Source organism: Isoptericola sp. NPDC019693 (assembly GCF_044389085.1).
Lineage (GTDB): Bacteria > Actinomycetota > Actinomycetes > Actinomycetales > Cellulomonadaceae > Isoptericola.
Map to the genome: position 1 here is coordinate 694149 of NZ_JBIRXP010000003.1, position 24182 is coordinate 718330.

The 24182-nt window shown below is 74.7% G+C and carries 22 protein-coding genes; 6 read left to right on the plus strand and 16 right to left on the minus strand.

The window, feature by feature from the left end; translation table 11 throughout:
• Positions 1-23 precede the first annotated feature (23 nt).
• Entirely contained in the window at positions 24-875 is an 852-nt protein-coding gene (locus ACH436_RS12280) for a purine-nucleoside phosphorylase (RefSeq protein WP_430560461.1), read from the minus strand.
• A 77-nt stretch (positions 876-952) separates the two neighbouring features.
• On the opposite strand from ACH436_RS12280, the gene ACH436_RS12285 reads away from it, so the two are divergent.
• Positions 953-2452 carry an NAD(P)H-quinone dehydrogenase gene (locus ACH436_RS12285; protein ID WP_430560462.1) on the plus strand — a complete coding sequence of 500 codons (1500 nt, stop codon included), beginning with the start codon at positions 953-955 and terminating at the stop codon, positions 2450-2452.
• 10 nt (positions 2453-2462) lie between these two features.
• Here ACH436_RS12285 and ACH436_RS12290 read toward each other — a convergent pair whose 3' ends face one another.
• Positions 2463-3653: an epoxide hydrolase family protein gene (locus tag ACH436_RS12290; RefSeq protein ID WP_430560463.1), complete on the minus strand. Its 1191-nt coding sequence runs from the start codon at positions 3651-3653 to the stop codon at positions 2463-2465.
• Positions 3654-3684: 31 nt separating this feature from the next.
• A complete protein-coding gene (locus ACH436_RS12295) occupies positions 3685-4206 on the minus strand; it encodes an NUDIX domain-containing protein (RefSeq protein ID WP_430560464.1) in 522 nt (173 codons plus the stop codon).
• A gap of 29 nt (positions 4207-4235) precedes the next feature.
• On the opposite strand from ACH436_RS12295, the gene ACH436_RS12300 reads away from it, so the two are divergent.
• Positions 4236-5642 carry an MFS transporter gene (locus ACH436_RS12300; RefSeq protein WP_430560465.1) on the plus strand — a complete coding sequence of 469 codons (1407 nt, stop codon included), beginning with the start codon at positions 4236-4238 and terminating at the stop codon, positions 5640-5642.
• Positions 5643-5753: 111 nt separating this feature from the next.
• On the opposite strand, the gene ACH436_RS12305 is transcribed toward ACH436_RS12300, so the two are convergent.
• The 6 genes from ACH436_RS12305 to ACH436_RS12330 all read right to left on the minus strand — a co-directional run bounded on the left by ACH436_RS12305 (position 5754) and on the right by ACH436_RS12330 (position 13670).
• Positions 5754-7775 (minus strand): DUF222 domain-containing protein, encoded by a 2022-nt coding sequence (locus tag ACH436_RS12305; protein ID WP_430560466.1) that lies wholly within the window; start codon positions 7773-7775, stop codon positions 5754-5756.
• A 205-nt stretch (positions 7776-7980) separates the two neighbouring features.
• On the minus strand, positions 7981-9762 hold the full coding sequence (locus tag ACH436_RS12310) for an acetyl/propionyl/methylcrotonyl-CoA carboxylase subunit alpha (protein WP_430560537.1): 1782 nt from the start codon (positions 9760-9762) through the stop codon (positions 7981-7983).
• 185 nt (positions 9763-9947) lie between these two features.
• Positions 9948-10622, minus strand: a complete 675-nt coding sequence (locus tag ACH436_RS12315; protein WP_430560467.1) for a Maf family protein — start codon at positions 10620-10622, stop codon at positions 9948-9950.
• 17 nt (positions 10623-10639) lie between these two features.
• Entirely contained in the window at positions 10640-11566 is a 927-nt protein-coding gene (locus tag ACH436_RS12320) for an AEC family transporter (RefSeq protein WP_430560468.1), read from the minus strand.
• Positions 11567-11602: 36 nt separating this feature from the next.
• Positions 11603-13366, minus strand: a complete 1764-nt coding sequence (locus ACH436_RS12325; RefSeq protein WP_430560469.1) for a DUF885 domain-containing protein — start codon at positions 13364-13366, stop codon at positions 11603-11605.
• A gap of 79 nt (positions 13367-13445) precedes the next feature.
• Positions 13446-13670 (minus strand): DUF6458 family protein, encoded by a 225-nt coding sequence (locus tag ACH436_RS12330; protein ID WP_430560470.1) that lies wholly within the window; start codon positions 13668-13670, stop codon positions 13446-13448.
• A 135-nt stretch (positions 13671-13805) separates the two neighbouring features.
• Between ACH436_RS12330 and ACH436_RS12335 the strand changes: the two genes are divergently transcribed.
• Positions 13806-14996 carry a glycerate kinase gene (locus ACH436_RS12335; RefSeq protein WP_430560471.1) on the plus strand — a complete coding sequence of 397 codons (1191 nt, stop codon included), beginning with the start codon at positions 13806-13808 and terminating at the stop codon, positions 14994-14996.
• A 3-nt stretch (positions 14997-14999) separates the two neighbouring features.
• Here ACH436_RS12335 and ACH436_RS12340 read toward each other — a convergent pair whose 3' ends face one another.
• From ACH436_RS12340 to ACH436_RS12355, 4 genes are read right to left on the minus strand one after another with little or no spacing between them, the layout of a single operon-like run.
• Positions 15000-15572, minus strand: a complete 573-nt coding sequence (locus ACH436_RS12340; RefSeq protein ID WP_430560472.1) for a hypothetical protein — start codon at positions 15570-15572, stop codon at positions 15000-15002.
• Entirely contained in the window at positions 15569-15835 is a 267-nt protein-coding gene (locus ACH436_RS12345) for an acyl-CoA carboxylase subunit epsilon (protein WP_430560473.1), read from the minus strand. Before ACH436_RS12345 ends, ACH436_RS12340 begins: the two co-directional genes overlap by 4 nt.
• Entirely contained in the window at positions 15832-16410 is a 579-nt protein-coding gene (locus ACH436_RS12350; protein WP_430560474.1) for a hypothetical protein, read from the minus strand. The genes ACH436_RS12345 and ACH436_RS12350 overlap by 4 nt, the downstream gene beginning before the upstream one ends.
• Positions 16411-16444: 34 nt before the next feature.
• Positions 16445-18109, minus strand: a complete 1665-nt coding sequence (locus ACH436_RS12355) for an acyl-CoA carboxylase subunit beta (RefSeq protein WP_430560475.1) — start codon at positions 18107-18109, stop codon at positions 16445-16447.
• A 119-nt stretch (positions 18110-18228) separates the two neighbouring features.
• On the opposite strand from ACH436_RS12355, the gene ACH436_RS12360 reads away from it, so the two are divergent.
• Positions 18229-19101, plus strand: coding sequence for a biotin--[acetyl-CoA-carboxylase] ligase (locus ACH436_RS12360; RefSeq protein WP_430560476.1), 873 nt, complete (start codon positions 18229-18231; stop codon positions 19099-19101).
• 13 nt (positions 19102-19114) lie between these two features.
• On the plus strand, positions 19115-20176 hold the full coding sequence (locus ACH436_RS12365; RefSeq protein ID WP_430560477.1) for an adenylate/guanylate cyclase domain-containing protein: 1062 nt from the start codon (positions 19115-19117) through the stop codon (positions 20174-20176).
• A gap of 12 nt (positions 20177-20188) precedes the next feature.
• On the opposite strand, the gene ACH436_RS12370 is transcribed toward ACH436_RS12365, so the two are convergent.
• On the minus strand, positions 20189-20977 hold the full coding sequence (locus ACH436_RS12370; protein WP_430560478.1) for an SOS response-associated peptidase: 789 nt from the start codon (positions 20975-20977) through the stop codon (positions 20189-20191).
• Between the two features lie 92 nt (positions 20978-21069).
• Between ACH436_RS12370 and ACH436_RS12375 the strand changes: the two genes are divergently transcribed.
• Entirely contained in the window at positions 21070-22299 is a 1230-nt protein-coding gene (locus tag ACH436_RS12375) for a multidrug effflux MFS transporter (protein WP_430560479.1), read from the plus strand.
• A gap of 14 nt (positions 22300-22313) precedes the next feature.
• Here the strand turns inward: ACH436_RS12375 and ACH436_RS12380 are convergent, their stop codons facing one another.
• Together ACH436_RS12380 and ACH436_RS12385 are read right to left on the minus strand one after the other, a co-directional pair.
• Positions 22314-23663 carry a permease prefix domain 1-containing protein gene (locus ACH436_RS12380; RefSeq protein WP_430560480.1) on the minus strand — a complete coding sequence of 450 codons (1350 nt, stop codon included), beginning with the start codon at positions 23661-23663 and terminating at the stop codon, positions 22314-22316.
• Complete coding sequence (locus ACH436_RS12385; protein WP_430560481.1) at positions 23663-24055, minus strand: PadR family transcriptional regulator; 393 nt, start codon at positions 24053-24055, stop codon at positions 23663-23665. Before ACH436_RS12385 ends, ACH436_RS12380 begins: the two co-directional genes overlap by 1 nt.
• Positions 24056-24182: the final 127 nt, after the last annotated feature.

Genomic DNA, 24182 nt, shown 5'->3' on the forward strand with positions numbered 1-24182 from the left:
GTCTCCTCGGTGCAGTGCTCGGTTCAGAGGGCGGTGACGATGCGGGCGAGGAGCTCGCTGATGCGGGGCCCGGCGGCCTGGCCCGCCTCCAGCACCTCCTCGTGCGACAGCGGCTGCGGGCTGATGCCCGCGGCGAGGTTGGTCACGAGGGAGACGCCGAGCACCTCCATGCCGGCGTGCCGGGCGGCGATGGCCTCGAGCGTGGTCGACATGCCGACCAGGTCCGCGCCCATGATCCCCGCCATCTTGACCTCGGCCGGCGTCTCGTAGTGCGGCCCGCGGAACTGCGCGTACACGCCCTCCGGCAGGTCGGGGTCGACGGACTGGGCGATCTTGCGCAGGCGGGCCGAGTACAGGTCGGTGAGGTCGACGAACGTCGCCCCCTCGAGCGGGGAGGCGGCCGTGAGGTTGATGTGGTCGCGGATCAGCACCGGCTGGCCGGGCCGCCAGGCGATGTGCAGGCCGCCGCAGCCGTTGGTGAGCACCACCGTCTCGCACCCGGTGGCCGCGGCGGTCCGCACGCCGTGGGCGACGCGGCGCACGCCCTTGCCCTCGTACAGGTGCGTGCGGCCGCCGATGACGAGCGCGTGCCGCACCGCGCCGTCGGGGCGCTCCACGCGGATCGACCGGGTCGTCGCCGCGTGCCCCGCGACGGCGGGACGGGTGAAGCCGGGGATCTCGTGGGTCGGGATCTCGGCCACGACGTCGCCGACGAGCTCGGCGGCCCCGCCCCACCCGGAGCCGAGCACGAGCGCCACGTCGTGACTCGGCACCCCCGTCGCCTCGGCGATGTGGTCGGCCGCGGCGCGGGCGACGTCGAACGGGTCGGTGGTCGGGTCGTCGAGGTCCCCGACGCTGCGGCTCGTGGTGCTCATGGTCCTGAGGGTAGTCCGGGCCAGGGCCCGCCGCCGCGCCGGCGCATGCGCCCTCGCGGGCTGACACAATGGCCCCCGTGCCCTCCGTGAACACCCCTTCCCCGGACACTGCCCCTGCCGTCCCAGCCACGACGACCGCCTCCACCCCCGGCGTCCCCGTGGCCGAGCCCCGTGCCCCGCACGTCGTCGTCGTCGGCGGCGGCCCGGGCGGCTACGAGGCCGCCCTCGTGGCCCGCCGGCTCGGCGCCCGCGTCACCGTCGTCGAGCGCCACGGCCTCGGCGGCGCGGCCGTCCTCACCGACGTCGTGCCGTCCAAGACCCTCATCGCCACCGCCGAGTGGTTCACGATGGCGGAGCAGGGGCCGGAGCTCGGCGTGCGCGGGGAGGCCCCGTCGGGGGAGCGCCGCGACCTGGTCGACCTCGAGGCCGTGAACGCGCGCGTGCTCGCGCTGGCCGACGCGCAGTCGCGCGACATCCACTCCCGCCTCGAGCGCGAGGGCGTCGAGATCCTCGTCGGCACGGGCCGGCTCGACGGCCCGTCGCGCGTCGTCGTCGACACGGAGACCGGCACGACGACGCTCGACGCGGACACGGTGCTGGTCTCCGTCGGCGCCACGCCGCGCACGCTGCCGACCGCCGTCCCCGACGGGGAGCGCATCCTCACCTGGACGCAGCTCTACGGCCTCGACGAGCTGCCCGAGAAGCTGATCGTCGTCGGGTCCGGCGTCACCGGCGCCGAGTTCGCGGGCGCCTACCAGGCCCTCGGCTCGCAGGTCGTGCTCGTCTCCTCCCGCGACCGGGTGCTGCCCGGCGAGGACATGGACGCCGCCGAGCTCCTCGAGGGCGTGTTCCGCGCCCGCGGCATGACGGTCATGTCCCGCTCGCGCGCGGCGTCCGCCGTGCGCACCGAGGACGGGGTCGCCGTCACGCTGACCGACGGCCGCGTCGTCGAGGGCTCGCACGTGCTCATCGCCGTCGGCGGGGTGCCGTCCACCGCCGGCCTCGGCCTCGAGGAGGCGGGCGTGCGCCTGTCCGCGAGCGGGCACGTCGAGGTGGACCGCGTGTCGCGCACCTCCGTGCCCGGCGTCTACGCGGCGGGCGACTGCACGGGCGTGCTGCCGCTGGCGTCCGTGGCCGCCATGCAGGGGCGCATCGCGATGTCGCACGCGCTGGGCGACGCCGTCGCGCCGCTCAAGCCCGGCCGCGTGGCGGCCAACATCTTCACCGCGCCGGAGATCGCCACCGTCGGGCTCAGCGAGGCGACGCTCCGCGAGCGCGGCTATCGCTACGTCACGACGACCCTGCCGCTGGCGCGCAACCCGCGCGCCAAGATGCTCGGCATGCGCGACGGCTTCGTGAAGCTCTTCGCGCACCCGGACGCGGGCGTCGTGCTGGGCGGCGTCGTCGTGGCCCCGCGCGCCAGCGAGCTCATCTTCCCGATCACCCTCGCGGTCGCGCACCGGCTCACGGTGGACGACGTCGCGGACTCGTTCACCGTCTACCCGTCGCTGTCCGGATCGGTCGCGGAGGCGGCCCGCGTGCTGCACGGGCAGTCGGGGGAGGGTCTGGCCGGCTGAGCGCGCGCGTTCACCCGGCGGCGGCGAGCACCCTGGCGAGGCCCGCGCGCAGGTCGGCGACGTAGAGGTCGGGAACCTCCAGCGAGGGGAAGTGGCCCCCGCGCTCCGGCTCGTGCCAGCGGACGATCCGGCGGTAGCGCTCCTGGGCCCAGGGGCGCGGGCACTTCTCGATGTCGCGCGGGTACATCGTGATCGCCGCGGGGACGTCGACACGCAGCTCGGGGTCCATCGCGGCGTGGCTCTCGTGGTAGATGCGGGCCGCCGACGCGCCTGTCCGCGTCAGCCAGTAGAGCGTGACGTCGTCGAGCACGCGGTCGCGGGAGAGGGTCTCGAACGGGCTGTCGTCGGTGTCCGACCACTCGGCGAACTTGTCGAGGATCCACGCCAGCAGCGCCACGGGCGAGTCGACGAGCGCGTACCCGATGGTCTGCGGACGGGCCGCCTGCTGCTTCGCGTACGCCCCGCGCGGCCCGGCGTAGAAGTCGCGGGTCTGGGCGGCCCAGCGGCGCTCCGTCTCCGTGAGCCCGTCCGTGGGCAGGTGCGGCGGGGCGTCGGCGAACGTGGTGTGGATGCCGAGCACGTGTTCCGGGAAGCGCCCGGCCAGCACCGTGGTGACGTTGCCTCCCCAGTCGCCGCCGTGGGCCAGGAACTGCCCGTACCCGAGCCTGCCCATCAGCTGCACCCAGGCCGCCGCGATCCGCTCCGTGCCCCACCCGGTGGTGGACGGGCGGTCGCTGTACGCGAAGCCCGGGAGGGACGGGGCCACGACGTGGAACGCCGGTGCGTCCGGAAGCGGCGGGTCGGCCAGCTCGTCGACGACGTCGACGAACTCCGCGACGCTGCCCGGCCAGCCGTGCGTCATGACCAGCGGGACCGCGTCGGCGCGCGGGGACCTCCGGTGCAGGAAGTGCAGCCCCAGCCCGTCGATCGTCGTGCGGAACTGGCCGATCCGTGCGAGACGCTCCTCGAAGCGCCGCCAGTCGTACGCGGTGCGCCAGTGGTCCACCAGGTCGACGAGGTCCGCGAGCGGCACCCCCTGGTCCCAGCGTCGCGCCCCGCGGGCGGCGGGGTCGACCGTCTCGCGCTCCGGCAGCCGCGCCGCGGCCAGACGAGCCCGCAGGTCGTCGAGCTCGGCGTCCGTCGCGCGGGCCTCGAACGGCTGGACGTCGTCCGGGTGGACGTCGCTCGTGGGGCGGGACACGGGTCCTCCTCGTCGTCGCGGACCCGCCACCCTAGCGAGCCGGGTCGAGGCGCGCCCGCAGCACCGGCCACGCCGCCGCGAAGGCGGGCAGCAGCGGCAGGGTCTCCACCTCGTCGACGGCGACCCAGCGCACCTCGAGGCTCTCGGGGTCGGCCGCGCCGGGCGTCACGCGGGCACCCGGGACGACGTCCGCGAGCACCGTCGTGTAGGCCCACGGGCCGTGGTCGAGGACGTGGGTCCCGAGGACGTGCACCGCGCGCGGCTCCACGGCCGCCTCCTCGAGGCTCTCGCGCAGGGCGCCGTCGACCGGCGTCTCGTGCGGGGCCAGCGCGCCGCCCGGCACGCCCCACGTGCCGCCCTGGTCCGACCAGACCGCGCGGTGCTGCAGCACGACGTCGGTCACGGGGCCCGGCGAGGTCGTGGACGACGCGCGTCGCGCGAGCAGCAGCCCGGCCGCGCCGTACAGGCCCCAGTGCCGGTGGTCGCCGCAGGCCACCCAGCCGTCCCCGGGGTGCCGGTGAAGGGTCTCGCGCGGGGGAAATGGGCTGGGCACGCGGTCAGGCTACAGGTGACGATGACACGGTGAGCGCCCACGGCACCGATGAGTTCCCCGACCCCGCACCGTCTGCCAGCACCATGCGGGACGACACGGACGACACGGACGGCATGGGCGGCATGGGCGGCATGGGCGGCACGGACGACGGGATGCCCGGCTGGAAGCGGAACGTCGCGATCTTCCTCACCGGCCAGACGGTCTCGCTGCTCGGGTCGATGCTGGTGCAGTTCGCCGTGATGTGGCACCTGACGATCGTCACGCAGTCGGGGTCGGTGCTGATGCTCAGCATCGTGTTCGGCATGCTGCCGCAGGCGTTCATGTCGATCTTCGGCGGGGTGTGGGCCGACCGGCACTCCCGCAAGCTGCTGATCATCGGCGCGGACAGCGCCATCGCGACCATCACGCTCGCGCTCGCGCTGCTCATGCTGTCCGGCGTCGACGACCTGTGGCTGATCTACGTGGCGCTCGCCGTCCGCTCCACCTTCGCCGGCATCCAGACGCCCGCGGTCAACGCGATGGTGCCGCAGATCGTGCCGGCCCCGCAGCTCATCCGCATCAACGGGATCAACCAGTCCATCCAGTCCGGGATGATGCTGCTCGCCCCCGTGGTCGCCGCGGCGGTCTACGCGAGCTTCGACATCGTCGCGGTGTTCTTCGTGGACGTCGTCACCGCCGTGCTCGGCATCGGCATGCTGCTGCTGGTCACCGTGCCGCGGCTGGTGCGGCACGAGGACGCCGGCCCCGGGGGTGGCGCGGCTCCCGAGAAGCCGAGCTACTTCGGTGACCTGGCCGCGGGGGTGCGCTACATCCGCGGGCACGGCGCCGTGAAGTGGCTCATGACGATCTTCGCCACCACGATGGTGCTCATCGGCGCGCCGTCCTACCTCACGCCGCTCATGGTGACCCGGACGTTCGGCGAGGAGGTCTGGAAGCTCACCACCAACGAGGTGTTCTGGGCCGCCGGGATGCTCGCGGGCGGTCTCGCGATGGCGGTGCTCGGCACCCGGGTGAGGAACCGCGTCGCGCTGATCGTGCTCGCCACCCTCGGGGCGGGAGTGTTCACCCTCGGCCTGGGGCTGTCGACCAACCTGTGGGTGTTCTACCTGCTCGGCCTGTTCGTCGGCGTCGGGTTCACGCTGATGTCCGCCCCCAGCATGGCGATCCTCCAGGAGACGGTGGAGCCCGAGATGCAGGGCCGCGTCTTCGGCTTCGTCGGCATCGTGATGACCGTCGCCATGCCGCTGAGCATGGTGGTCTTCGGCCCGCTCGCCGACCGCTACTCCGTGCAGGTGCTGCTCGTCGTCGCGGGGGCGCTGCTCGTCGCGTTCGTCGCGGCGGTGCTGTCCGTCCCGTCCGCGCGACGGTCGCTCGCCGCCATCGCCCGGCCCGCGGCCGCCGACGACGCACCCGATGGCGCGCCCGTCGACGCCTGACAGGTCGAAGCGGGCGCCCGGCACGGCGTCCGGTCGGGGGTGTGGCACGAGGTTGTCTGCACGAGGCTGTCTGCACGAGGCCGTCGGCACGAGGCCGTCGGCACGGCCGTGTCAGAAGGGCGGGTCGTTCGGCGACGCGTCAGATGGGCCCTCGGTCCGGTCGTTCACTCCGCGCTCACCGCCGCCCACCACGGGGCCCGACTTCGGTGGTGTGTGGTCGGGGATCTCGGGGATCTCGGGGATCTCGGGGATCTCGGGGCCCGTGGGCGTGACGCGATGTCGGGTGGTCTCCACGGGTTCGGCTCGGGTGACGTGTCGGCGTCCGGTGGGGGAGGTCCATTGGAGGGTGCCGCCCCAGCCGGTGGGTCGGTGGGTGGCCCCGGTGGTGTCGACCTGTCTGACGTGCCAGGTCGACTGGTGCTTGATCACGTGGTGGCGGCGGCAGAGCATGGCCAGGTTGGTGGCGCTGGTGGCGCCGCCGTTGGCCCATGCCTGGGTGTGGTCGAGGTCGGCGCGGGTGGCGGGGTGGGTGCAGCCGGGGAAGCGGCAGGTGGTGTCGCGTGTGCGGACGAGGGCTTTGAGGTCGGCCGGCACGGTGTAGGTGGTGCGTCCGACGGACAAGACGGTGCCGGTCTCGGGGTCGGTGAGGATCCGTCGTAGTGAGGGTGCGAGGGCGGTGAGCTGTCGGGCCGTGTCCGGGTCGACGGGGACGTGGCCGTTCATGGTGGCGGGGGCGTCGGTGAGGCCGAGCAGGGTCAGGACCGGGACGGTGACGGTGACCTGCGGCCGGATGGAGCGGGCGAGAGCTGCCAGGGTGTGGTGCTGGGCAAACAGCCGGTCGTCGGTGGTGCCGGTTGCCGTGTGCTCGGCAGGGGCCGCGTCCGCGTCCTGATCCTCCGGCGATGCCTCGTGTGGCGCGCCGCGCCGCCCGCCGGGCTGGCCCCCGTGCTGGTCAGGGTGCGGACGAGTGTCCTGTCGCGTGTGCCGCGGGCCAGGGCCGGGCACCGCCGCGACGTCGAGGGTGCCGTCGTCCAGGAGGAGGGCGGCGAGGGTGTCGGCGCGGGCTTGGGAGAGGGTGCGGTGCTCACCGGTGCCGCTCGCGCTGGTGGCGTTGCTCATGCTCCCGCTGGTGCCGTTGCTCATGCTCGCGGTGGTGCTGGTGAGGTGTTGGGCGGTGCGGGTGAGGCGGTCGTAGGCGGCGTGGGCGAGGGGTGCGGGAAGGTGGGCGGACAGCCAGGCCATGCCGTCGTGTCCGTCGTCGAGCCAGACGGCGCGGTGCCGGGTGGCGTCGGTGTGGCGGACGTCGGCGGGGGTGGGGTGGGCGGTCTCGCGGGCTCGGCGTGCGCGCCTGGCGATCTGCGCGGGGGTGCAGGTGACCGTGCTCGCGCCGGTATCAGGATCGTTTGAGCTGGTCACGGCGGCCAGGACGGTGTGTTCGACGTGGGCTGCCTGGTCGGGGTCGAGGTCGGCGACGTGCTTGGTGATCGCGGTGGCGTGCCCCCAGGACAGGCGGCCTTCGTGCAGTGCGGCGAGGGTCGCGGGGGCCTTGGTGGTGAGGGTGTGGGCGTGGTCGGTCAGGGTGCCGGCGGCGTGTTCCCCGATGCGGAGGGTGGTGGCGACCTCGGCGGTGACGGCGCGGTGGGCGAGCTCGAGGCGGCGGGCCGACGGTGCGCGGCGGGTGGTGGGGTCGTCGGGGTCGAGCAGGTCGGCCTCCAAGGCCTCGGCCAGGCGGAGCGTGCGGGAGAGAAGGACGGCGCGCTCGGCGTGCAGGGTCGCGATCTGGGCATCGTTGGCGGTGAGCTGGTCCAGCACCCGGTCCAGGTCGGCCAAGGCCGGGCGGCCCGCAGGCACGGGTGCGGGTGCGGGCACAGGTACGGGTGCGGGTGCGGCTGCGGCTGCGGGAACGGGTGCTGACGCGGGTACGGGTGGTGCGGTGTCGGTCGCTGGCGGACGGTCCTCGCGTCGTGACTCTTCCTCGAGCAGCTCGCTGATCGACGGGGCCCACGACCGGGGCATCGCGGCGAGCCGGGCCGCCGCCGCCCCAAGGTCCACCACCGAGCTCACCCGGTCGCCGACGCCACCCGCCGCACCGGCGTCGGTGCCGGTCACGGGGTCGGGGAGCGTCGTCGTCATGCCCCCAGCCTAGCGGCGTTCGAACACCTGTTCTAGACCGTCGTCAAGATCTGTGGAAACCTGCGACGAGGGCGAGGCTGTCGCGCCGTGCCGGGGTGGCGGGATGTCGTTCGCCGCGTACGAGCCGGGGGCCATGGGTGAACCCCGGCCAGACGGTCCGATCCGCGCCGGCCGGCCGTGCGCATCGTCGGCCGGCCGGCCGGCGCTAGTCGACGATCTCGCAGATGGCGGCGCCGGCGGTGACGCCGTCGCCGGGGGCGGCGGACAGCGATCGCACGGTGCCGGCCTTGTGCGCCAGGAGCGGCTGCTCCATCTTCATGGCCTCGAGCACGACGACGAGGTCGCCCTCGGCCACCTGGGCGCCGTCCTGCACGGCCACCTTGACGATCGTGCCCTGCATGGGCGATGCGAGGGTCGCGCCGCTCGCGGCGGAGGACGCGCGGCCGTTGCCGCGGCGGGCGGGACGGCGGGCGGCGTTCGCGCGGCGCGCGCGCCCGGCGGCCACGCCGAGCCCGGCGGGCAGGACGACCTCGAGGCGACGGCCGCCGACCTCGACGACGACGCGCTCGGCGAGCTCCTCGACCGGCTCCTCGGCGTCGGGCGTCGGGGCGGGGGCGGCAGGGGCGAGGCGGCCGAGCTCGTCCGCGAAGTCCGTCTCGATCCAGCGGGTGTGCACGCGGAACGCCGAGCCGTCGGTCGGGACGAAGTCCTCCGCCTCCATGACGGCGCGGTGGAACGGCACGACGGTCGGGATGCCCGCGACCTCGAGCTCGCGCAGGGCGCGGCGGGCGCGCTGGGCGGCCTGCTCGCGGGTGGCTCCCGTGACGATCAGCTTCGCGATCATCGAGTCGAAGGCGCCGGAGACGGTGTCGCCCTCGACGACGCCCGTGTCGACGCGCACGCCCGGGCCGGACGGCCAGCGCAGCGTGGTCACGGTGCCGGGGGAGGGCAGGAAGCCCGCCGCCGGGTCCTCGCCGTTGATGCGGAACTCGAACGAGTGGCCGCGTGGCGTGGTGGAGTCGTAGCCCAGCGGCTCGCCGGCGGCGATGCGCAGCTGCTCGCGCACCAGGTCGATGCCCGTGACCTCCTCGGTCACGGGGTGCTCCACCTGGAGGCGGGTGTTGACCTCGAGGAAGGACAGGGTGCCGTCGGTGCCGACCAGGAACTCGCACGTGCCGGCGCCCACGTAGCCGGCCTCGGTGAGGATGGCCCGCGACGCGCGGTCCAGCTCGGCCTCCTGCTCCGGGGTGAGGAACGGCGCGGGCGCCTCCTCGACGAGCTTCTGGTGGCGGCGCTGCAGCGAGCAGTCGCGGGTGGAGACCACCACGACGTTGCCGTGCTGGTCGGCCAGGCACTGCGTCTCGACGTGCCGCGGCCGGTCGAGGTACCGCTCCACGAAGCACTCGCCGCGGCCGAACGCGGCGACCGCCTCCCGCACCGCGGACTCGTACAGCTCGTCGATCTCGTCCGCCGTGCGGGCGACCTTGAGCCCGCGGCCGCCGCCGCCGAACGCCGCCTTGATCGCGATCGGCAGCCCGTGCTCGGCGGCGAAAGCGTGCACCTCGTCCGCGCCGTGCACCGGGTCGGGGGTGCCGGGGACCAGCGGGGCACCGGCCGCCTGGGCGATGTGCCGCGCGCTGACCTTGTCGCCGAGCGACTCGATGGCCGCGGGCGGAGGGCCGATCCACACGAGGCCGGCGTCGAGCACCGCCTGCGCGAACTGCGCGTTCTCCGACAGGAAGCCGTAGCCGGGGTGCACCGCGTCCGCGCCGGAGCGGCGCGCGACGTCGAGCAGCTTCTCGACGTCGAGGTAGGTGTCCGCGGCACGCTGGCCCTGCAGCGCGAACGCCTCGTCGGCGAGCCGCACGTGCAGCGCGTCGCGGTCGGAGTCGGCGTAGACGGCGACGGAGGCGATCCCGGCGTCGGTGCAGGCACGGGCGATGCGGACGGCGATCTCGCCGCGGTTCGCGACGAGCACCTTGCTGATGGTGGGCACGGCTCACGGTAACGCGTGCGCCGCCGTCCTCCGGCACCCGCCCGGCCCCGCCGCCGAAGTCTGTGCCGGGTACCAACGCGGCTCCGAGCCGTTTGGAGGGATCCCACATGGACCCGGGGGTCAGGCGGTGTCCGGCGCGCTCGGAGTTGGTGGTTTCGACAGTGTGCCCCGCGGCCTCAGCGCGGGTCGCGGAGCGAGCGCCAGGGGATCTCCAGCTCGCCGAGCAGCTCCCGCAGCAGCGGCAGGCTCAGCCCGACGACACCGTGGTGGTCGCCCTCGATCCGGTCGACGTACGGGCCGCCGAGCCCGTCGATCGTGAAAGCGCCCGCCACGTGCAGGGGCTCGCCCGTCGCGACGTAGGCGTCGATCTCCTCGTCGTCGACGTCGGCGAAGTGCACGGTCGTCGACGAGGAGGCGCCGAGCGTGCCGCCGGTGCCGCCGTCCTCGGGGTCGCGGGCGTCCACGAGCCAGTGGCCCGTGTGCAGCACGGCCGCCCGCCCGCGCATCGCACGCCAGCGACGGCGGGCGTCGTCGGCGTCGGCGGGCTTGCCGAGGATCTCGCCGTCCAGCTCGAGCATCGAGTCGCACCCGAGCACGAGGGCCGACGCCTCGTCGTCGCCGTCCTCGAGGCGGGCGCTGACGTCCTCCGCCTTGGCCTGGGCCAGCACGAGGACGGCGTCGGCGGGCTCGAGGTCGGCGCCGAACCCGGCGCGCGCGGCGTCGAGCACGGCGGGCTCGTCGACGTCGGAGACGACGACCCGCGGCGTGACGCCGGCTGCCGCCAGGGTGGTCAGGCGGGCGGGGGACCGGGAGGCGAGGACGAGGCGCACGGGCGCGGCGGAGGCAGGCACGTGCGCACCCTAACGAGTCAGCCGGTGTGCAGCAGCAGCGACGAGACCACCAGGACGACCGGCGACGCCACGGTGGTGACCAGGATCGTGTCGCGCGCGAGCAGCTCGCCGGTGCGGAACCGGGCGGCGTAGTTGTACACGTTCTGGGCCACGGGCAGGGCGGCGAGCGTGACCGCCGTCGCCACCTGCGCGGGGTCCAGCCCGAACGCGTACCGCGCGAGGACGAACGCGACCGCCGGCATGACCGCCGCCTTGAGCACCGACGCCACGACGACGGCCGTCCGCCCGCCCGGCTGCTGGAACGGGCGGGAACCGTGCAGCGACATCCCGAACGCGAGCAGGATCATCGGTACGGCCGCGCCGCCGAGGATCTCCAGCGGCGCGAGCACGGGCGCCGGGACGCTCCACCCCGTCAGCGAGACGACGGCGCCCGCCAGCGAGCCGAGGATGATCGGGTTGCGGACCGGCTGCGCCAGCACGAACCCCACGGACACCCGGCCCGACGTCTGCGCGTCGAGCACCAGCAGCGTCACGGGGGCGAGGATCAGCAGCTGCAGCAGGAGCACCGGCACGACCGCGGCCGGGTCGCCCAGCACGTACACGGCCACGGGCAGGCCGATGTTGTTGGCGTTCACGTAGCCGGCCGAGACGGCGCCGATCGTCGCCTCCGAGGCGGGCCGGCGCAGCCACAGCAGGTTCACCGCGACGAACGCCGCCGCCACGGTCACCGCGGCGATCGCCTGCACCAGCAGCGGCGCCTGGAAGAGCTCCCCGACGTCGGCGTCGGCGATGACGGTGAACAGCAGCGCAGGGCTGGCGACGAAGAACCCGATGCGGTTGAGCGCCGTCCGGGCGTCGGGCCCGCCGAGGCGCAGGCGCGCCGCGACGTACCCGACGCCGATGACCACGCCGATGATCGCGAAGCCGGTGAGGATGCCTTCCATGCCAGATCAGGTGCGGGACGGGCGGGGCGCGCCGCGTCAGCGGGCGTCGCGCAGGGCGCCGGTCAGCACGTCCAGGCCGACCGAGCCGAGGCTGAGCGCCCGCGCGTGGAACTCCCGCAGGTCGAACTCCTCGCCGCGGGCCTGCGCCGCCGTCCGGGCGTCGTCGCGCGCCTGCTCCCACAGCCGCTGGCCCACCTTGTACGACGGCGCCTGGCCCGGCCAGCCCAGGTAGCGGTTGAGCTCGAACCGCACGAACGACTCCGGCATGTTGACGTTGGCCTTGAGGAACGGCCACGCCTTCTCCGCGTCCCATCGGCCATCGGGCCCAGCGCCGCCGCCCCACTGATCGGGGGCCCTCTTGCCGAGGTGCACGCCGATGTCGAGCACCACGCGGGCGGCGCGCATGCGCTGCGCGTCGAGCATGCCGAACCGGTCGCCCGGGTCGTCGAGGTGGCCGAGGTCCGCCATGAGCCGCTCCGCGTACAACGCCCAGCCCTCGCCGTGACCGGAGACCCAGCACATGAGGCGGCGCCACGAGTTGAGGGTGTCGCGCGCGACGACGGCGGCCGCGCACTGCAGGTGGTGGCCCGGGACGCCCTCGTGGTACACCGTCGTCTTCTCGCGCCAGGTGTTGAACTCCGTGACGTCGGCGGGCACCGACCACCACATGCGACCCGGCCGGGAGAAGTCGTCGCTCGGCGGCGTGTAGTAGATGCCGCCGGTCTGGGTCGGCGCGATGCGGCACTCGATGGTGCGCACCGGGCCCTCGATGTCGAAGTGCGTGCCGGCGAGGTCCTCGATGGCGGCGTCCGCCGTCTCCTGCATCCAGCGACGCAGGGCGTCCGTGCCGTGCAGGGTGCGCGCCGGGTCGGCGTCGAGCGCGGCCACCGCGTCCTCGACGCTCGCGCCGGGGCCGGCGATCTCGCGGGCCACGGACTCCTGCTCGGCCACGATGCGGGCCAGCTCGTCCAGGCCCCACGCGTACGTCTCGTCGAGGTCGACCTCGGCGCCCAGGAACTCGCGGGAGAACCGCGCGTAGCGGTCGCGGCCCACGGCGTCGCGCTCCGGCGCCTGCGGGGCGAGGTCGCGCTCGAGGAACTCGGCGAGCCGGGCGTAGGCCTCGCGGGCGGCGGTCGCGCCACGCTCCAGCTCGGCGCGCACGAGGCTGCACGCCGCCGACTCGTCCAGGACGGCCGCGGCGTCGTCGCTCCGCACGAGGCCGTCGAAGAACGACGCGGCGCCGTTGAGACCGGCGAGCTCGCGGGACTGGGACACCCCCTCGCGCACCTGCCGGATCGCGGCGACCTGGCCGCGTCGTGCCGCCTCCGTGAGCGACGCGACATAGCCGTCGATCGCGTCGGGGACGGCGTTGAGGCGGGCGGCCACGTTCTCCCACGCCTCGACCGAGCCCGTGGGCATGAGGTCGAAGACGTCGCGCAGCTGCTGCACCGGCGACTCGATGTTGTTGAGGCTCGCCAGCGGCTCGTCCGCGTCGTGCAGCTCGAGCGCGAGCCCCACGCGCTCGCGCATCGCCGCCAGGGTCACGCGGTCGACGTCGTCGAGCGGCCCGCCGTCGCGCTCCGCCACGTCCAGCTCGCGCAGGAGGGCGCGGTCGGAGTCCGCCCGCGCCTCGTGCCCGGCGGGGGACAGGTCGGTCATGCGGTGGTCGTGGCCAGGCAGCCCGATCGCGGTGGCGAGCAGCGGGTCGAGCTCGGCGGACCGGGCGACGTACGCGTCGGCGACGGCGTCGATCGCGGAAGCGGTGCGGGGGGCGGCCGGGACGGTGGGCTGAGTCACCATCGCAGCCTAGCCCGCGCGCCGTGCCGCCCCGATGCCGCCCCGATGCCGCCCTGATGCCGCCCCGACACCGCCGGACCGGTCAGGCCGGCGGGGGCGGGCGTCGGTCGTCGTACCGCTCGACCGTGTGGCTGGTGTGCGCACGCTGCCGGTTGTACACGAGCCCCAGGATCAGTGCGAGGACGCCGGCACCCATGCAGATGTAGCCCACGATGTTCAGGTTGACGACCTCCCACGTGTCCGGCGCGATGGCGAACGCGAGGATGGCGCCCACGACGATGAGGAAGATGCCCGTTCCGATGCCCATGAGAGTGCCTCCGTCCGCGGTGCCCGGACGTCGGACGTCCGTGCGTCGATCCTCGCCGGGTGCCCCGGTGCTCGCCCGCCGGGCACGCGAGACGACGACGCGCCCGGCGCGAGGGCTCGGCTAGCCTCGGGCCTCGTGCACGAAGACGTGAAGAACACCGCCGACACCCTCCCGCCGCTGCGCGTCGTGGTCGCGCCCGACTCGTTCAAGGGCAGCGCCACCGCGACCGAGGTGGCCGAGGCGCTCGCCGCCGGGGCCCGCGCCGCTCTGGGCGCCGAGGCCGACGTGCGCGCCGTGCCGTTCGCCGACGGCGGGGAGGGCACGCTCGACGCGATCCTCGGGGCGTGGGGCGAGGAGCCGCGCACCTGCGCCACGACCGACGCGCTGGGCCGGCCGACCACGGCGCGCTACGGCGTCTCGCCCGACGGCCGCACCCTCGCGGTCGAGGCGGCCGAGGCCTACGGGCTGCCGAAGGTGTCGGACGTGGCGCTGCGCCCGCTGGACGCGACCAGCCACGGCGTCGGGACGGTCGTCCTGGCCGGGCTGGACGCGGCCCCAGGCGCCGAGGAGGTCGTGCTGTTCGTCGGCGGCTCCGCGACGACCGACGGCGGCGCCGGCGTGCTGGCGGCCCTCGGGGCGGTGCTGGTCGACGCGGACGGGTCTCCCGTGCCGCCCGGCGGCGGAGGGCTGCGGTCCCTCGCGCGCATCGACCTCACCGGCCTCGACGCCCGGGCCCGGTCGCTGCGCTGGCGCATCGCCTGCGACGTCGACAACCCGCTGCTCGGGCCGCGCGGCGCGGCGGCCGTCTTCGGCCCGCAGAAGGGGGCGACGCCGCAGGACGTGGCGGTGCTCGACGACGGTCTCGCCCACCTGGCCGACGCGCTCGCCGCAGCGACCGGTCACGACGCCCGCGACCTGCCCGGTGCCGGGGCCTCCGGCGGCCTGCCGGTGGGGCTGTCCGCCGCGCTCGGCGCCGAGCTCGTGCCGGGCGGGGAGCTCGTCGCCGCTGCGGTGGGGCTGGCGGACGCGCTCGAGGGGGCGGACCTCGTGCTCACCGGCGAGGGCCGCCTCGACGAGCAGTCGCTGCACGGCAAGGTCGTGGACACCGTGGTGCGGCTCGTGGCCGGCCGCGCGGCCGTCGTCGTCGTGGCGGGCGGCGTGGAGCTCAGCCCCGCCCAGGTCGGCGATGCCGGGATCGCGGCGGCGTTCTCCCTCGCGCCGGGGCCGCGCACGCTCGCCGAGCTGTCGCGCGACGCGGTGGCCGAGCTGGAGCGCACGGCCGCGCACGCGTGCCGGCTGTTCGCGGCGGGCCGGGCCGCGCTCTGACCCTCAGCGCCCGCGGGTGCGGCGCCGCACGGCGTCGGCCCACCCGCGGTGGTACCGCGCCACCACGGTCTCGGTGCCCGGCGCCCACCAGACGGCGACCGGGTCGCCGTCGCGCGGCGGCGGGTACGCCTCCTCCTCGTCACGACGCACCAGGTACGAGAAGGCGTGGTCCGCGGTGCCGTCGTCCGTGGGGAACGACACGACCCCGCTGAGCAGCAGGCCGGAGCTGGTGCGGCGCTCGTTCACGGAGACCGACCCCGTGGCCGACCGCGCGTCGGCGCCGAAGGCCTCGGCGTCACGCCCCTCGGTGGACCGGCGCTGGTCGTCCCGGTACCGCACCAGGGCGGCGACGGCCGTGACCATGAGCGCCGCGAGCATGCCCATGAACAGCCACAGCTCGAGCTCGCCGGAGGGGTCCTCGATCGTGCGCCGCAGCACGTAGAGACCCGCGGACACCACGAGGGCCGGCGCCCACAGCCAGCGCCGCAGCCAGCCCGGGCGCGCCGGAGCGGGCAGCTCCTCCAGCGGCGCGTCGACCTCGTCGGCGCTGTCGACCTGCTGCCAGACGACGCTCACGAGTGCAGGCTCCAGCGCCACGCGTCCGCGTTGTGCCGGCCCCACCGGCCGCCGAAGCTCTTCGCCGTGACGCCGGCGCCGTTCCCGCGCACCGTGCGGGCGCGGTTGGTCCACTCCTCGACGGGCGCCTCGTCGTCGGGCAGGCCGCTCGCCGACGCGACCGCCGCGATCCCCGCCACCAGGGCGGCGACCTCGACGTCGTCGGGACGCCCGCGCACCACGCGGACGCTGCTCGTCGCCCCGCCGTGCGTCGCCCCGGTCATCGCGCACCCCCGAGCGGGTCGTCGCCGTCCTCGTCCTCGTCCGTCAGCTCGTCGTCGAGGTCGTCGTCGCCGAACTCCACGGCGGCCCCGCGGGACGTCGCCCACTCCGCGACCTCGTAGCCGCCGTCGAACAGGCGCTGCGCGACGTCGCCGCCGGCCACGTCCAGCAGCTCGACGACGCCGTCCAGCGTGCCGGGCGAGCCCGCCGCCGGGTCGGCCACGACGAAGCCGAGGTAGAACACCTCGGCCGGAACGGCGCCCTCCGGGGCGTCGTGCACGTGCTCCGGCTCCTCGTCGTCGCCCTCCCACACCGAGCTCGTGAGGTCGGGGTGCATGCCAAGGCCGTCGTGCAGCGCGTCGAAGACGGCGGCGTTGAGCTGGCCCACGCGGTTTTCCAGCGCGAGCACCCGCGGGTCCTCGTCCGCCTCGGAGGCGCCGAACTCGGCGCGCACGCCGACGGCGGTCTGCACGTACTCGTGCAGCGCGGCGGCCAGCGCGTCGACGGCGCGGTGCATCGGCTCCGGGTCGACCGACCCCAGCGGGGCGGGTCCGTGCGTGGCGTCCTCGTGGCTCATCGGACGATTGTCCCCCAGCGGGTCGTCGGTCGGGTCACAGCGGGATGTTGCCGTGCTTCTTGGGCGGCAGGCTCGCGCGCTTGGTGCGCAGCGCGCGCAGCGCACGCACCACCTGCACGCGCGTCTCCGACGGCCGGATCACCGCGTCGACGTAGCCGCGCTCGGCCGCGTCCCACGGGTTGACGATCGCCTCGGTGTACTCGTCGGTGAGGCGCTGCCGCTCCGCCTCGACGTCGCCGCCCGACTCCGCGACCTCCTTGAGCGCCGAGCGCTGCAGGATGTTCACCGCGCCGGACGCGCCCATGACCGCGACCTGCGCCGTCGGCCAGGCGAGGTTGACGTCCGCGCCGAGCTGCTTGGAGCCCATGACGATGTACGCGCCGCCGTACGCCTTGCGCGTGATGACGGTGACCAGCGGCACCGTCGCCTCGGCGTACGCGTAGATGAGCTTGGCGCCGCGGCGGATGATGCCCTGGTGCTCCTGGCCGACGCCGGGCAGGAAGCCGGGGACGTCGACGAACGTCAGCACGGGCAGGTTGAACGCGTCGCACGTGCGCACGAACCGTGCCGCCTTCTCGGCGGCGTCGATGTCGAGCGTGCCGGCCATGGACAGCGGCTGGTTGGCGATGATGCCCACCGACTGGCCCTCGACGTGCCCGAAGCCGATGAGCACGTTCTGCGCGAAGAGCGGCTGCACCTCGAGGAACGAGTCGGGGTCGAGCACCGCCTCGACGACGGCGCGCATGTCGTAGGGCTGGTTGTCGCTGTCGGGGACGATGACGTCCAGCGCCTCGTCGTCCTCGGTGACCTCCAGCGGCGTCTCGTCCTCCGGCGGGAAGGAGGGCGCGTCGCCCAGGTTGTTCTGCGGCAGGTAGCCGACGAGATGGCGCACGTAGTCGATCGCGTCGTCCTCGTCGGCGCCGAGGTAGTGCGCCACGCCCGACGTCGCGTTGTGCGTGCGGCCGCCGCCGAGCGTCTCGAAGTCGACGTCCTCACCGGTCACCGTGCGGATGACGTCCGGGCCGGTGATGAACATGTTCGACGTGCCGTCGGCCATGACGATGAAGTCCGTCAGGGCGGGGGAGTAGACGGCGCCGCCCGCGCTGGGGCCGAGGATGAGCGAGATCTGCGGGATGACGCCCGAGGCGGCCACGTTGCGCCGGAACATCTCCGCGAACTGCGTCAGGGCCGCCACGCCCTCCTGGATGCGCGCGCCCCCGCCGTCCGAGATGCCGATGATCGGCACGCCCGTGCGCAGCGCGAAGTCCTGGACCTTGGCGATCTTCTCGCCGTGCACCTCGCCGAGCGACCCGCCGAAGACCGTGAAGTCCTGGCTGAACACGCACACCTGGCGCCCGTCGATCGTGCCGTGGCCGGTCACGACCCCGTCGCCGGCGATCCGCCGCCGGTCGAGCCCGAAGTTGCGGCTGCGGTGCTTGGCCAGCGCGTCCAGCTCGACGAAGCTGCCCTCGTCGAGCAGCGCCTCGATGCGCTCGCGGGCCGTCTTCTTGCCCCGCGGGTGCTGCCGGGCCTTCGCCTTCTCCTCGGCGTCGGTCACGGCCTCGGCCCGACGGCGCTCCAGGTCGGCGAGCTTGGCGGCGGTACCGGTGAGGGCGGTCGGCTCGAGGTCGGTCGCGGGCCCGGTCGCAGGGGTGGCGTCGTTCACCCGACCGACCCTAGTTGGTGGGTTGCCACGCATCGATGCGCGACAGGCTGCGACAAGCCGCGGTTCTTTGGAGGGACCCCACAATCGGCGGTCGGGCCGGCGTCGAGCCCGCATCGTTCCTGCACCACGCCGGCATGGTGAAGGATCGGAGCATGGATCGCCCCCCGCTCGACGTCCCCGCCCTGCGCCGCGACCTGGTCGTCCCCGCCGGCCCCCTCGCGCGCCTCGAGGTCGTGGACGTCTCCGGGTCCACGAACGCGGACCTCGTGGCGGCGGCGCGGCGGACGCCGGGGGAGTGGCCCGCGCCCGCGGCGCTCGTCGCCGAGCACCAGGCGGCGGGACGGGGGCGCGCGGGCCGTTCCTGGCAGACGCCGCCGCGCGCGGCCCTCACCGTCTCGGTGCTGCTGCGGCCGCGCCTCGCCCCGGACCGGCTCGGCTGGCTGCCGCTGCTCGCGGGCCTCGCCGTCGTGGGCGCCGTCGACGCCGCCGGCGTGCCCGGCGCCGCGCTGAAGTGGCCCAACGACGTCCTGCTGCCCGCCGCCGACGACGCGCCCGGCCTGGGCCCGTGGCGCAAGGTGTCGGGCATCCTGGCCGAGGTCGTGCCGGGGGACGCCGCCCCGGGGCCGGCCGTCGTCGTCGGCGTCGGGCTGAACGTCGACCAGGCGCCCGCGGAGCTGCCGGTGCCGACGGCCACCTCGCTGGCGCTCGCCGGGGTGCGTCCGGACCGCGGCGCGCTGCTCGGCACGCTCGTGCGCGCGCTCACGGCCGCCGTCGCCCGGCTGGAGCGTGCCGGGGGCGACCCCGTGCAGGCGGGCCTGGCCGAGGAGTACGCGGCGCGGTCGGCGACGCTCGGCACCGCCGTGCGCGCGGAGCTGGCCGGAGGGCGCGACGTCGTGGAGGGCGAGGCGCTGCGGGTGGACGCGGACGGCGGCCTCGTCCTGGCGACGACGGGCGGCGAGCGCACGGTCACGGCGGGCGACGTGCACCACCTGCGCCGCTCCCAGCCGGGGCACAGCCCGCGCTGACTACAGTGGGGGCGTGACGAGCGACACCACGACGGGACCCGGCCTGCCGACGGACGACGACGCCCGGCGGGCGGGGGACACCGCGGCGCGCCTGGACGAGGAGATCCTCGGTGGGCCGCGCCGGTACACCCTGTCGGACCTCGTGGAGGGCACCGGGCTGTCGCAGGAGTTCATCGAGAACTACTGGCGCTGGCTGGGGCTGCCGGTCACCCACCCCGACGAGGTGGGGTTCACCGACGCGGACATGCGGGCGCTCCGGGACATCGGCCAGCTCGTCGACGCGGAGCGGCTGGACGAGCAGGCGCAGATGACGCTCATCCGCTCCCTCGGGCACACCACGGACCGCCTGGCGCTGTGGCAGGTGGAGGCCTTCGTCGAGCACCTCAGCCGCCGCGACGGCCTGGACGACGTGAGCGCGCGGCTCGCCGCCATCGACCGCGTGCCCGACCTCACCACGCAGCTGTCCCGGCAGCTCGAGCACGCCTGGCGTCGCCAGCTGGCCGCGCTCACCGGCCGGCTCGCCACCGAGTTCGGCGGTGCCCGCCGCGGCGCCCAGGAGGCGCCCGGCGACGAGCTGCCGCTGCCGCGCGCGGTCGGCTTCGCCGACATCGTGTCGTTCACCAAGCGCACCGCAGGCCTCGGCTCGCAGGAGCTGTCGGAGTTCGTGCAGCTCTTCGAGTCCCGGGCCAGGGACGTCATCACGGAGGCCGGCGGGCGCGTGGTCAAGACCATCGGTGACGCGGTGCTGTTCGTGGCCGACGACGTCACCACGGGCGCCGAGGTGGCGCTCGGGCTGGCCGCGCCGCACGCGACCGACCCGGAGATCCCGGTGCGTGTCGGGTTCGTGTGGGGGCGGGTGCTGTCGCGCTTCGGCGACGTGTTCGGCTCCGACGTGAACCTCGCCTCCCGCATCACCGAGCTCGCGGAGCCCGCCACGGTGCTCGTGGACCCCCACACCGCGTCGCTGCTGGCCTCGTCGTCGCGCTACGCCCTGACGGCGCAGCCGCCGCAGGAGGTGCAGGGCATCGGCGAGATCACGCCGGTGCGGCTCCAGCGCGCGTACACCGGCGGCTGACGAGCGCTCCCGTCAGCCGCGACCGACGGCGACGACGTCCGGGTCCTTCGGGTCGGGGTCGACGTCGATGAGCGACGGCCGGTTGTTCTGCACCGACCCCACGGCGGCGCCGACGGGCCGTGTGGCCATCCCGACCTGCGGCCCCGTGACGATGCCCATCGCCTGCTCGGCGCCGACGGCCGGGTCGAGCCAGGCGTCCCACGACGCCCGGGGCAGCACCACGGGCATGCGGTCGTGGATGCGCTCCAGGTCCTGCGACGCCGCCGTGGTGATCACGGTCGCGGAGACGAGCCAGCGGTCGGGGTCGTCGTCGGCCTTGGTCCGGTCCCGCCAGAACTCGTACAGCCCCGCCAGCGCGGCCACGCCGCCGTCGTCGGGGTGGATCCAGTACGGCTGCTTGGGGACCTTGGCCTTCGCCGGGGCGCCGGGCGGCAGCTCGAGCTTGCGCCACTCGTAGTAGCCGTCGGCCGGCAGCAGGCAGCGCCGGACGCCGAGGGGCTTGGCGAACGCGGCCTTGTCGAGGAGGGTCTCGGTGCGCGCGTTGATCATGCGCGCGCCGATCGACGGGTCCTTCGCCCACGAGGGGACGAGGCCCCAGCGCGCCAGGCGCAGCGAGCGGGTGATCTCCCCCGTCTGGCCGCCCTCGAGCCGCCGCGGGCGCTCGACGACGATGCGCACGGCGTCGGTCGGCGCGACGTTCCACGACGGGGGCAGGAGGCGCGCGTCCTCCGCGATCTCGGCGACGGCGAGGTCGTCGGCGATGTCCTGGGCGTCGCGGAAGGACGCGTAGCGGCCGCACATGGGTCCATCGTGACGCATCCCACCGACAGTCGTCCGGGCGACCGGGCGAATCATCCTGGGCGCGGTCGTAACGATTCGATACGATGGCGACCATGCCCGACGACTCCGCGAGACTTCCGCGCGCCCGCTCTCCGTACCGTTGGGTCATCATGCTCGGCGCCCTCGCGGCGCTGCCGGCGTTCACCGTCGACATGTACCTGCCCTCGCTGCCCGAGGTGGCGGCGGACCTCGGCTCCACGGCGTCGTTCGCGCAGCTGTCCGTCTCGGTGATGCTCATCGGCGGCGCCCTGGGCCAGCTCACGATCGGGCCGCTGTCCGACCGGTTCGGCCGGCGGGCGCCGCTCCTGTGGGGCCTGGTCATGCACGTCGTGACGTCCGTGCTGTGCGCCTTCGCGCCCACCATGACGATCCTCGTCGCGCTGCGCCTCATGCAGGGCTTCTTCAACGCCGCCTGCGGCGTCGCGGCCATGGCGGTCCTGCGCGACCGGTTCGTCGGCGCCGAGGCCGCGCGCATCCTGTCGCGCCTCATGCTCGTCATCGGCGTCGCGCCCATGCTGGCGCCCACCTTCGGCTCCGCCGTCGCCGCCGCGGCCGGCTGGCGCTGGGTCTTCGGCTTCCTCGCGCTCGCGGGCGTCGTGATGGGCGTCGTCGTGTGGCGGTTCATGCCGGAGACGCTGCCCGCGGCGCGCCGGCAGACCGGCGGGACGCGCAGCGTGTTCGCGGGCTACCGGACGCTGGTGCGGGACAGGCAGTTCATGGCGCTCGCCGTCATCCCCGGCCTCGGGCAGGCCGTGCTGATGAGCTACGTCGTCGGCTCGCCGTTCATCTTCCAGGAGGGCTACGGCCTCAGCCACGGGCAGTTCTCCGTGCTGTTCGCCGTCAACGGCCTGGGCCTGGTGCTGTCCGCGCAGGTGAACGCCGCCCTCGTGCGCCGCGTCGCGCCCATCCGGCTGCTGCGCGCCGCGCTCGCGATCCAGGGCGTCGTCGCGGTCGGCCTGCTGGTCGTGGCCCTCACCGGGGCCGGGGGGCTGATCGGCCTCCTCGCGGTGCTGTGGGTCGTGCTCGCCTTCCAGGGACTCATCCCCGCCAACGCCTCGGCCATCGCGCTGTCCCGGCACGGCGAGCGCGCCGGCACGGCCGCCGCCGTCATCGGCGCCGTGCAGTCCGGCGTCGCCGGCGTCGTCTCCCCGCTGGTGGGCGTGCTCGGCGGCGACGCCGTCGCGATGTCCTGGGTGATGCTCGTCGCCCTCGCCTGCGCGCTCGCCGTCCTCGCCTTCGCCACCCCGGCCTTCCGCCGCGACGGCTGGGTCAAGCTGGCCTGACGGGCGCGGCCCTCCTAGGCGAAGCCGAAGACCGGGCCGAAGGCGACCACGACGAGCGCCGCCCACACGGCGTAGACGGGCAGGAAGCGGGTCTGCCAGCGCACGAGCGCGCCGAACGGCTGCCGCTCGCGCAGGAAGCCGAGCAGGAGCAGGCCGGACCGGGCCAGGTGCACCAGGAGCAGCAGGTTGAGCCCGAGCGCGGCGACCTTGTTGGGGCTGAGGCCGAACTCGGCGATGCGGGTGAGCATCGCGGTGAGCGCGACGGCGTCGACGGCGAGCGCCGACGTCACGAGGGCGAGCTGGAGCCCGTCGAACCAGCCGGGGCGCGCGAGGGAGTCGCGCGCCGACACGGAGTAGAGCAGCAGGCACAGCACCAGCACGAGGATCGCGTCCATGAGGATGAGCAGCTCGCGCTCGACGTCCGCCAGCCCGCCGGCGCCGAGCAGCACGACGAGCGTCACCAGCAGCATCACCGTCGTGAGCGGCGTGAAGACGCGGGTGAGCACCGGGGCGATGTTCTCCACGACGTCCTGCTTGGCCTCGACGAGCCAGGCCGCCACGACGACGGCGCCGGGCACGGCGAAGGGCATGATCCAGCCCTCCATCGCGGGCTCGATGTCCACGCCGACGAGGCTCAGCGTCGCGGCCGTGAGGCCGAGCAGCACCCCGCCGCCGATCGCGAGCAGCGTGACGTACACGACGAGCTCGCCGGTGAAGCGGGCGAAGTCCATCCGCGGGTCCTGGTCGCGCCACCGGCCGCCGACGTAGACCACGCCGACCAGCGCCCACAGCACGACGGGGGCGTGGATCGCGGCGAGCACCACGGTCGACCCGGTCTCGACGTACGGGTAGACGTTGAGCACGACGGCGAGCAGCGCGTAGGGCACCAGCAGCGCGGCGACCACGCGCCACGCGACGCGGCGCTTCCACACGAAGTACGCGGCGAGGAACGGCGCCGTCATGAGCGGGACGTTGCGCAGCAGCGCGGAGTCCGTGTCGAAGGCGGCGAGCGCGATCTTCACGGCGATGCCGGCCCCGACGGCGAGGGCGAGGACGACGGCGAGCTCGCGCCAGGCGGGGCCGGACTCCTGCGGCGGGCCGTCCGGGACGAGCACGAGCTGCTTCCACAGCCGCTCCGAGTGCTCGCGCGCGAACTCGCGCGAGACCGCGTCGAGGTTGCCCATGCGGCGCACCGCGACGAGGAACGCCTCCTCGTCGTCGAGCCCCGTCGCGGTGAGGTCGTCGACCCGGCCGCGCAGGTGGTCCTCCATCTCGTCCACGTCGGCGGGGGAGATGGCGCGATGGCGCTGCACGTACGAGCGCCACTGGTCGATCTGCCCCTCGAGGTGCTCGCGGGAGCCCATCAGGCCCAGCCCCCGGCGACGGCGGGACCGGCGGGCGGCTGCGCGGCCTGCTGGGCGGACCGCTGCGCCGACGTCCAGACGCGCTGCAGCACGTCGGCGACGACGTCCCACTGCTCCTGGCGCTCGGCCAGCGCGTCCCGCCCGGCCGGGGTGAGGGCGTAGTGCTTGCGGCGGCGGCCCGCCTCGGAGGTGCCCCAGGTCGCGACGACGAGACCCAGGCGCTCGAGCCGGTGCAGGAGGGGGTAGAGCATCCCGTCGGTCCACTGCATGCGGCCGCCGGAGACCTCGGCGACCCGCTTGAGGATGGCGTACCCGTACGACTCGCCCTCGGCGAGGATGCCGAGCACGAGCGGGGTCGCGGACGCCGCCACCAGGTCCTTGTCGAAGCGCACCGAGGGCTCCTATGTCTAGATCTGCTAGGGATGCTGAACCTAGCAGATCTAGGCATTGCTCGGGAGGGGGTGACCGAGTGGATTGCCTCGGGTCTTCAGGTGCCACGGGATCGTCGTCCGGCGTTCA

What these genes read in the sequence shown, in the direction of transcription:
- ACH436_RS12280 (WP_430560461.1), bottom strand. Translation starts at nt 875, where the DNA reads ATGAGCACCACGAGCCGCAGCGTCGGGGACCTCGACGACCCGACCACC.
- ACH436_RS12305 (WP_430560466.1), bottom strand. Translation starts at nt 7,775, where the DNA reads ATGACGACGACGCTCCCCGACCCCGTGACCGGCACCGACGCCGGTGCG.
- ACH436_RS12320 (WP_430560468.1), bottom strand. Translation starts at nt 11,566, where the DNA reads ATGGAAGGCATCCTCACCGGCTTCGCGATCATCGGCGTGGTCATCGGC.
- ACH436_RS12325 (WP_430560469.1), bottom strand. Translation starts at nt 13,366, where the DNA reads ATGGTGACTCAGCCCACCGTCCCGGCCGCCCCCCGCACCGCTTCCGCG.
- ACH436_RS12330 (WP_430560470.1), bottom strand. Translation starts at nt 13,670, where the DNA reads ATGGGCATCGGAACGGGCATCTTCCTCATCGTCGTGGGCGCCATCCTC.
- ACH436_RS12345 (WP_430560473.1), bottom strand. Translation starts at nt 15,835, where the DNA reads ATGACCGGGGCGACGCACGGCGGGGCGACGAGCAGCGTCCGCGTGGTG.
- ACH436_RS12350 (WP_430560474.1), bottom strand. Translation starts at nt 16,410, where the DNA reads ATGAGCCACGAGGACGCCACGCACGGACCCGCCCCGCTGGGGTCGGTC.
- ACH436_RS12355 (WP_430560475.1), bottom strand. Translation starts at nt 18,109, where the DNA reads ATGCGTGGCAACCCACCAACTAGGGTCGGTCGGGTGAACGACGCCACC.
- ACH436_RS12360 (WP_430560476.1), top strand. Translation starts at nt 18,229, where the DNA reads ATGGATCGCCCCCCGCTCGACGTCCCCGCCCTGCGCCGCGACCTGGTC.
- ACH436_RS12370 (WP_430560478.1), bottom strand. Translation starts at nt 20,977, where the DNA reads ATGTGCGGCCGCTACGCGTCCTTCCGCGACGCCCAGGACATCGCCGAC.
- ACH436_RS12375 (WP_430560479.1), top strand. Translation starts at nt 21,070, where the DNA reads ATGCCCGACGACTCCGCGAGACTTCCGCGCGCCCGCTCTCCGTACCGT.
- ACH436_RS12380 (WP_430560480.1), bottom strand. Translation starts at nt 23,663, where the DNA reads ATGGGCTCCCGCGAGCACCTCGAGGGGCAGATCGACCAGTGGCGCTCG.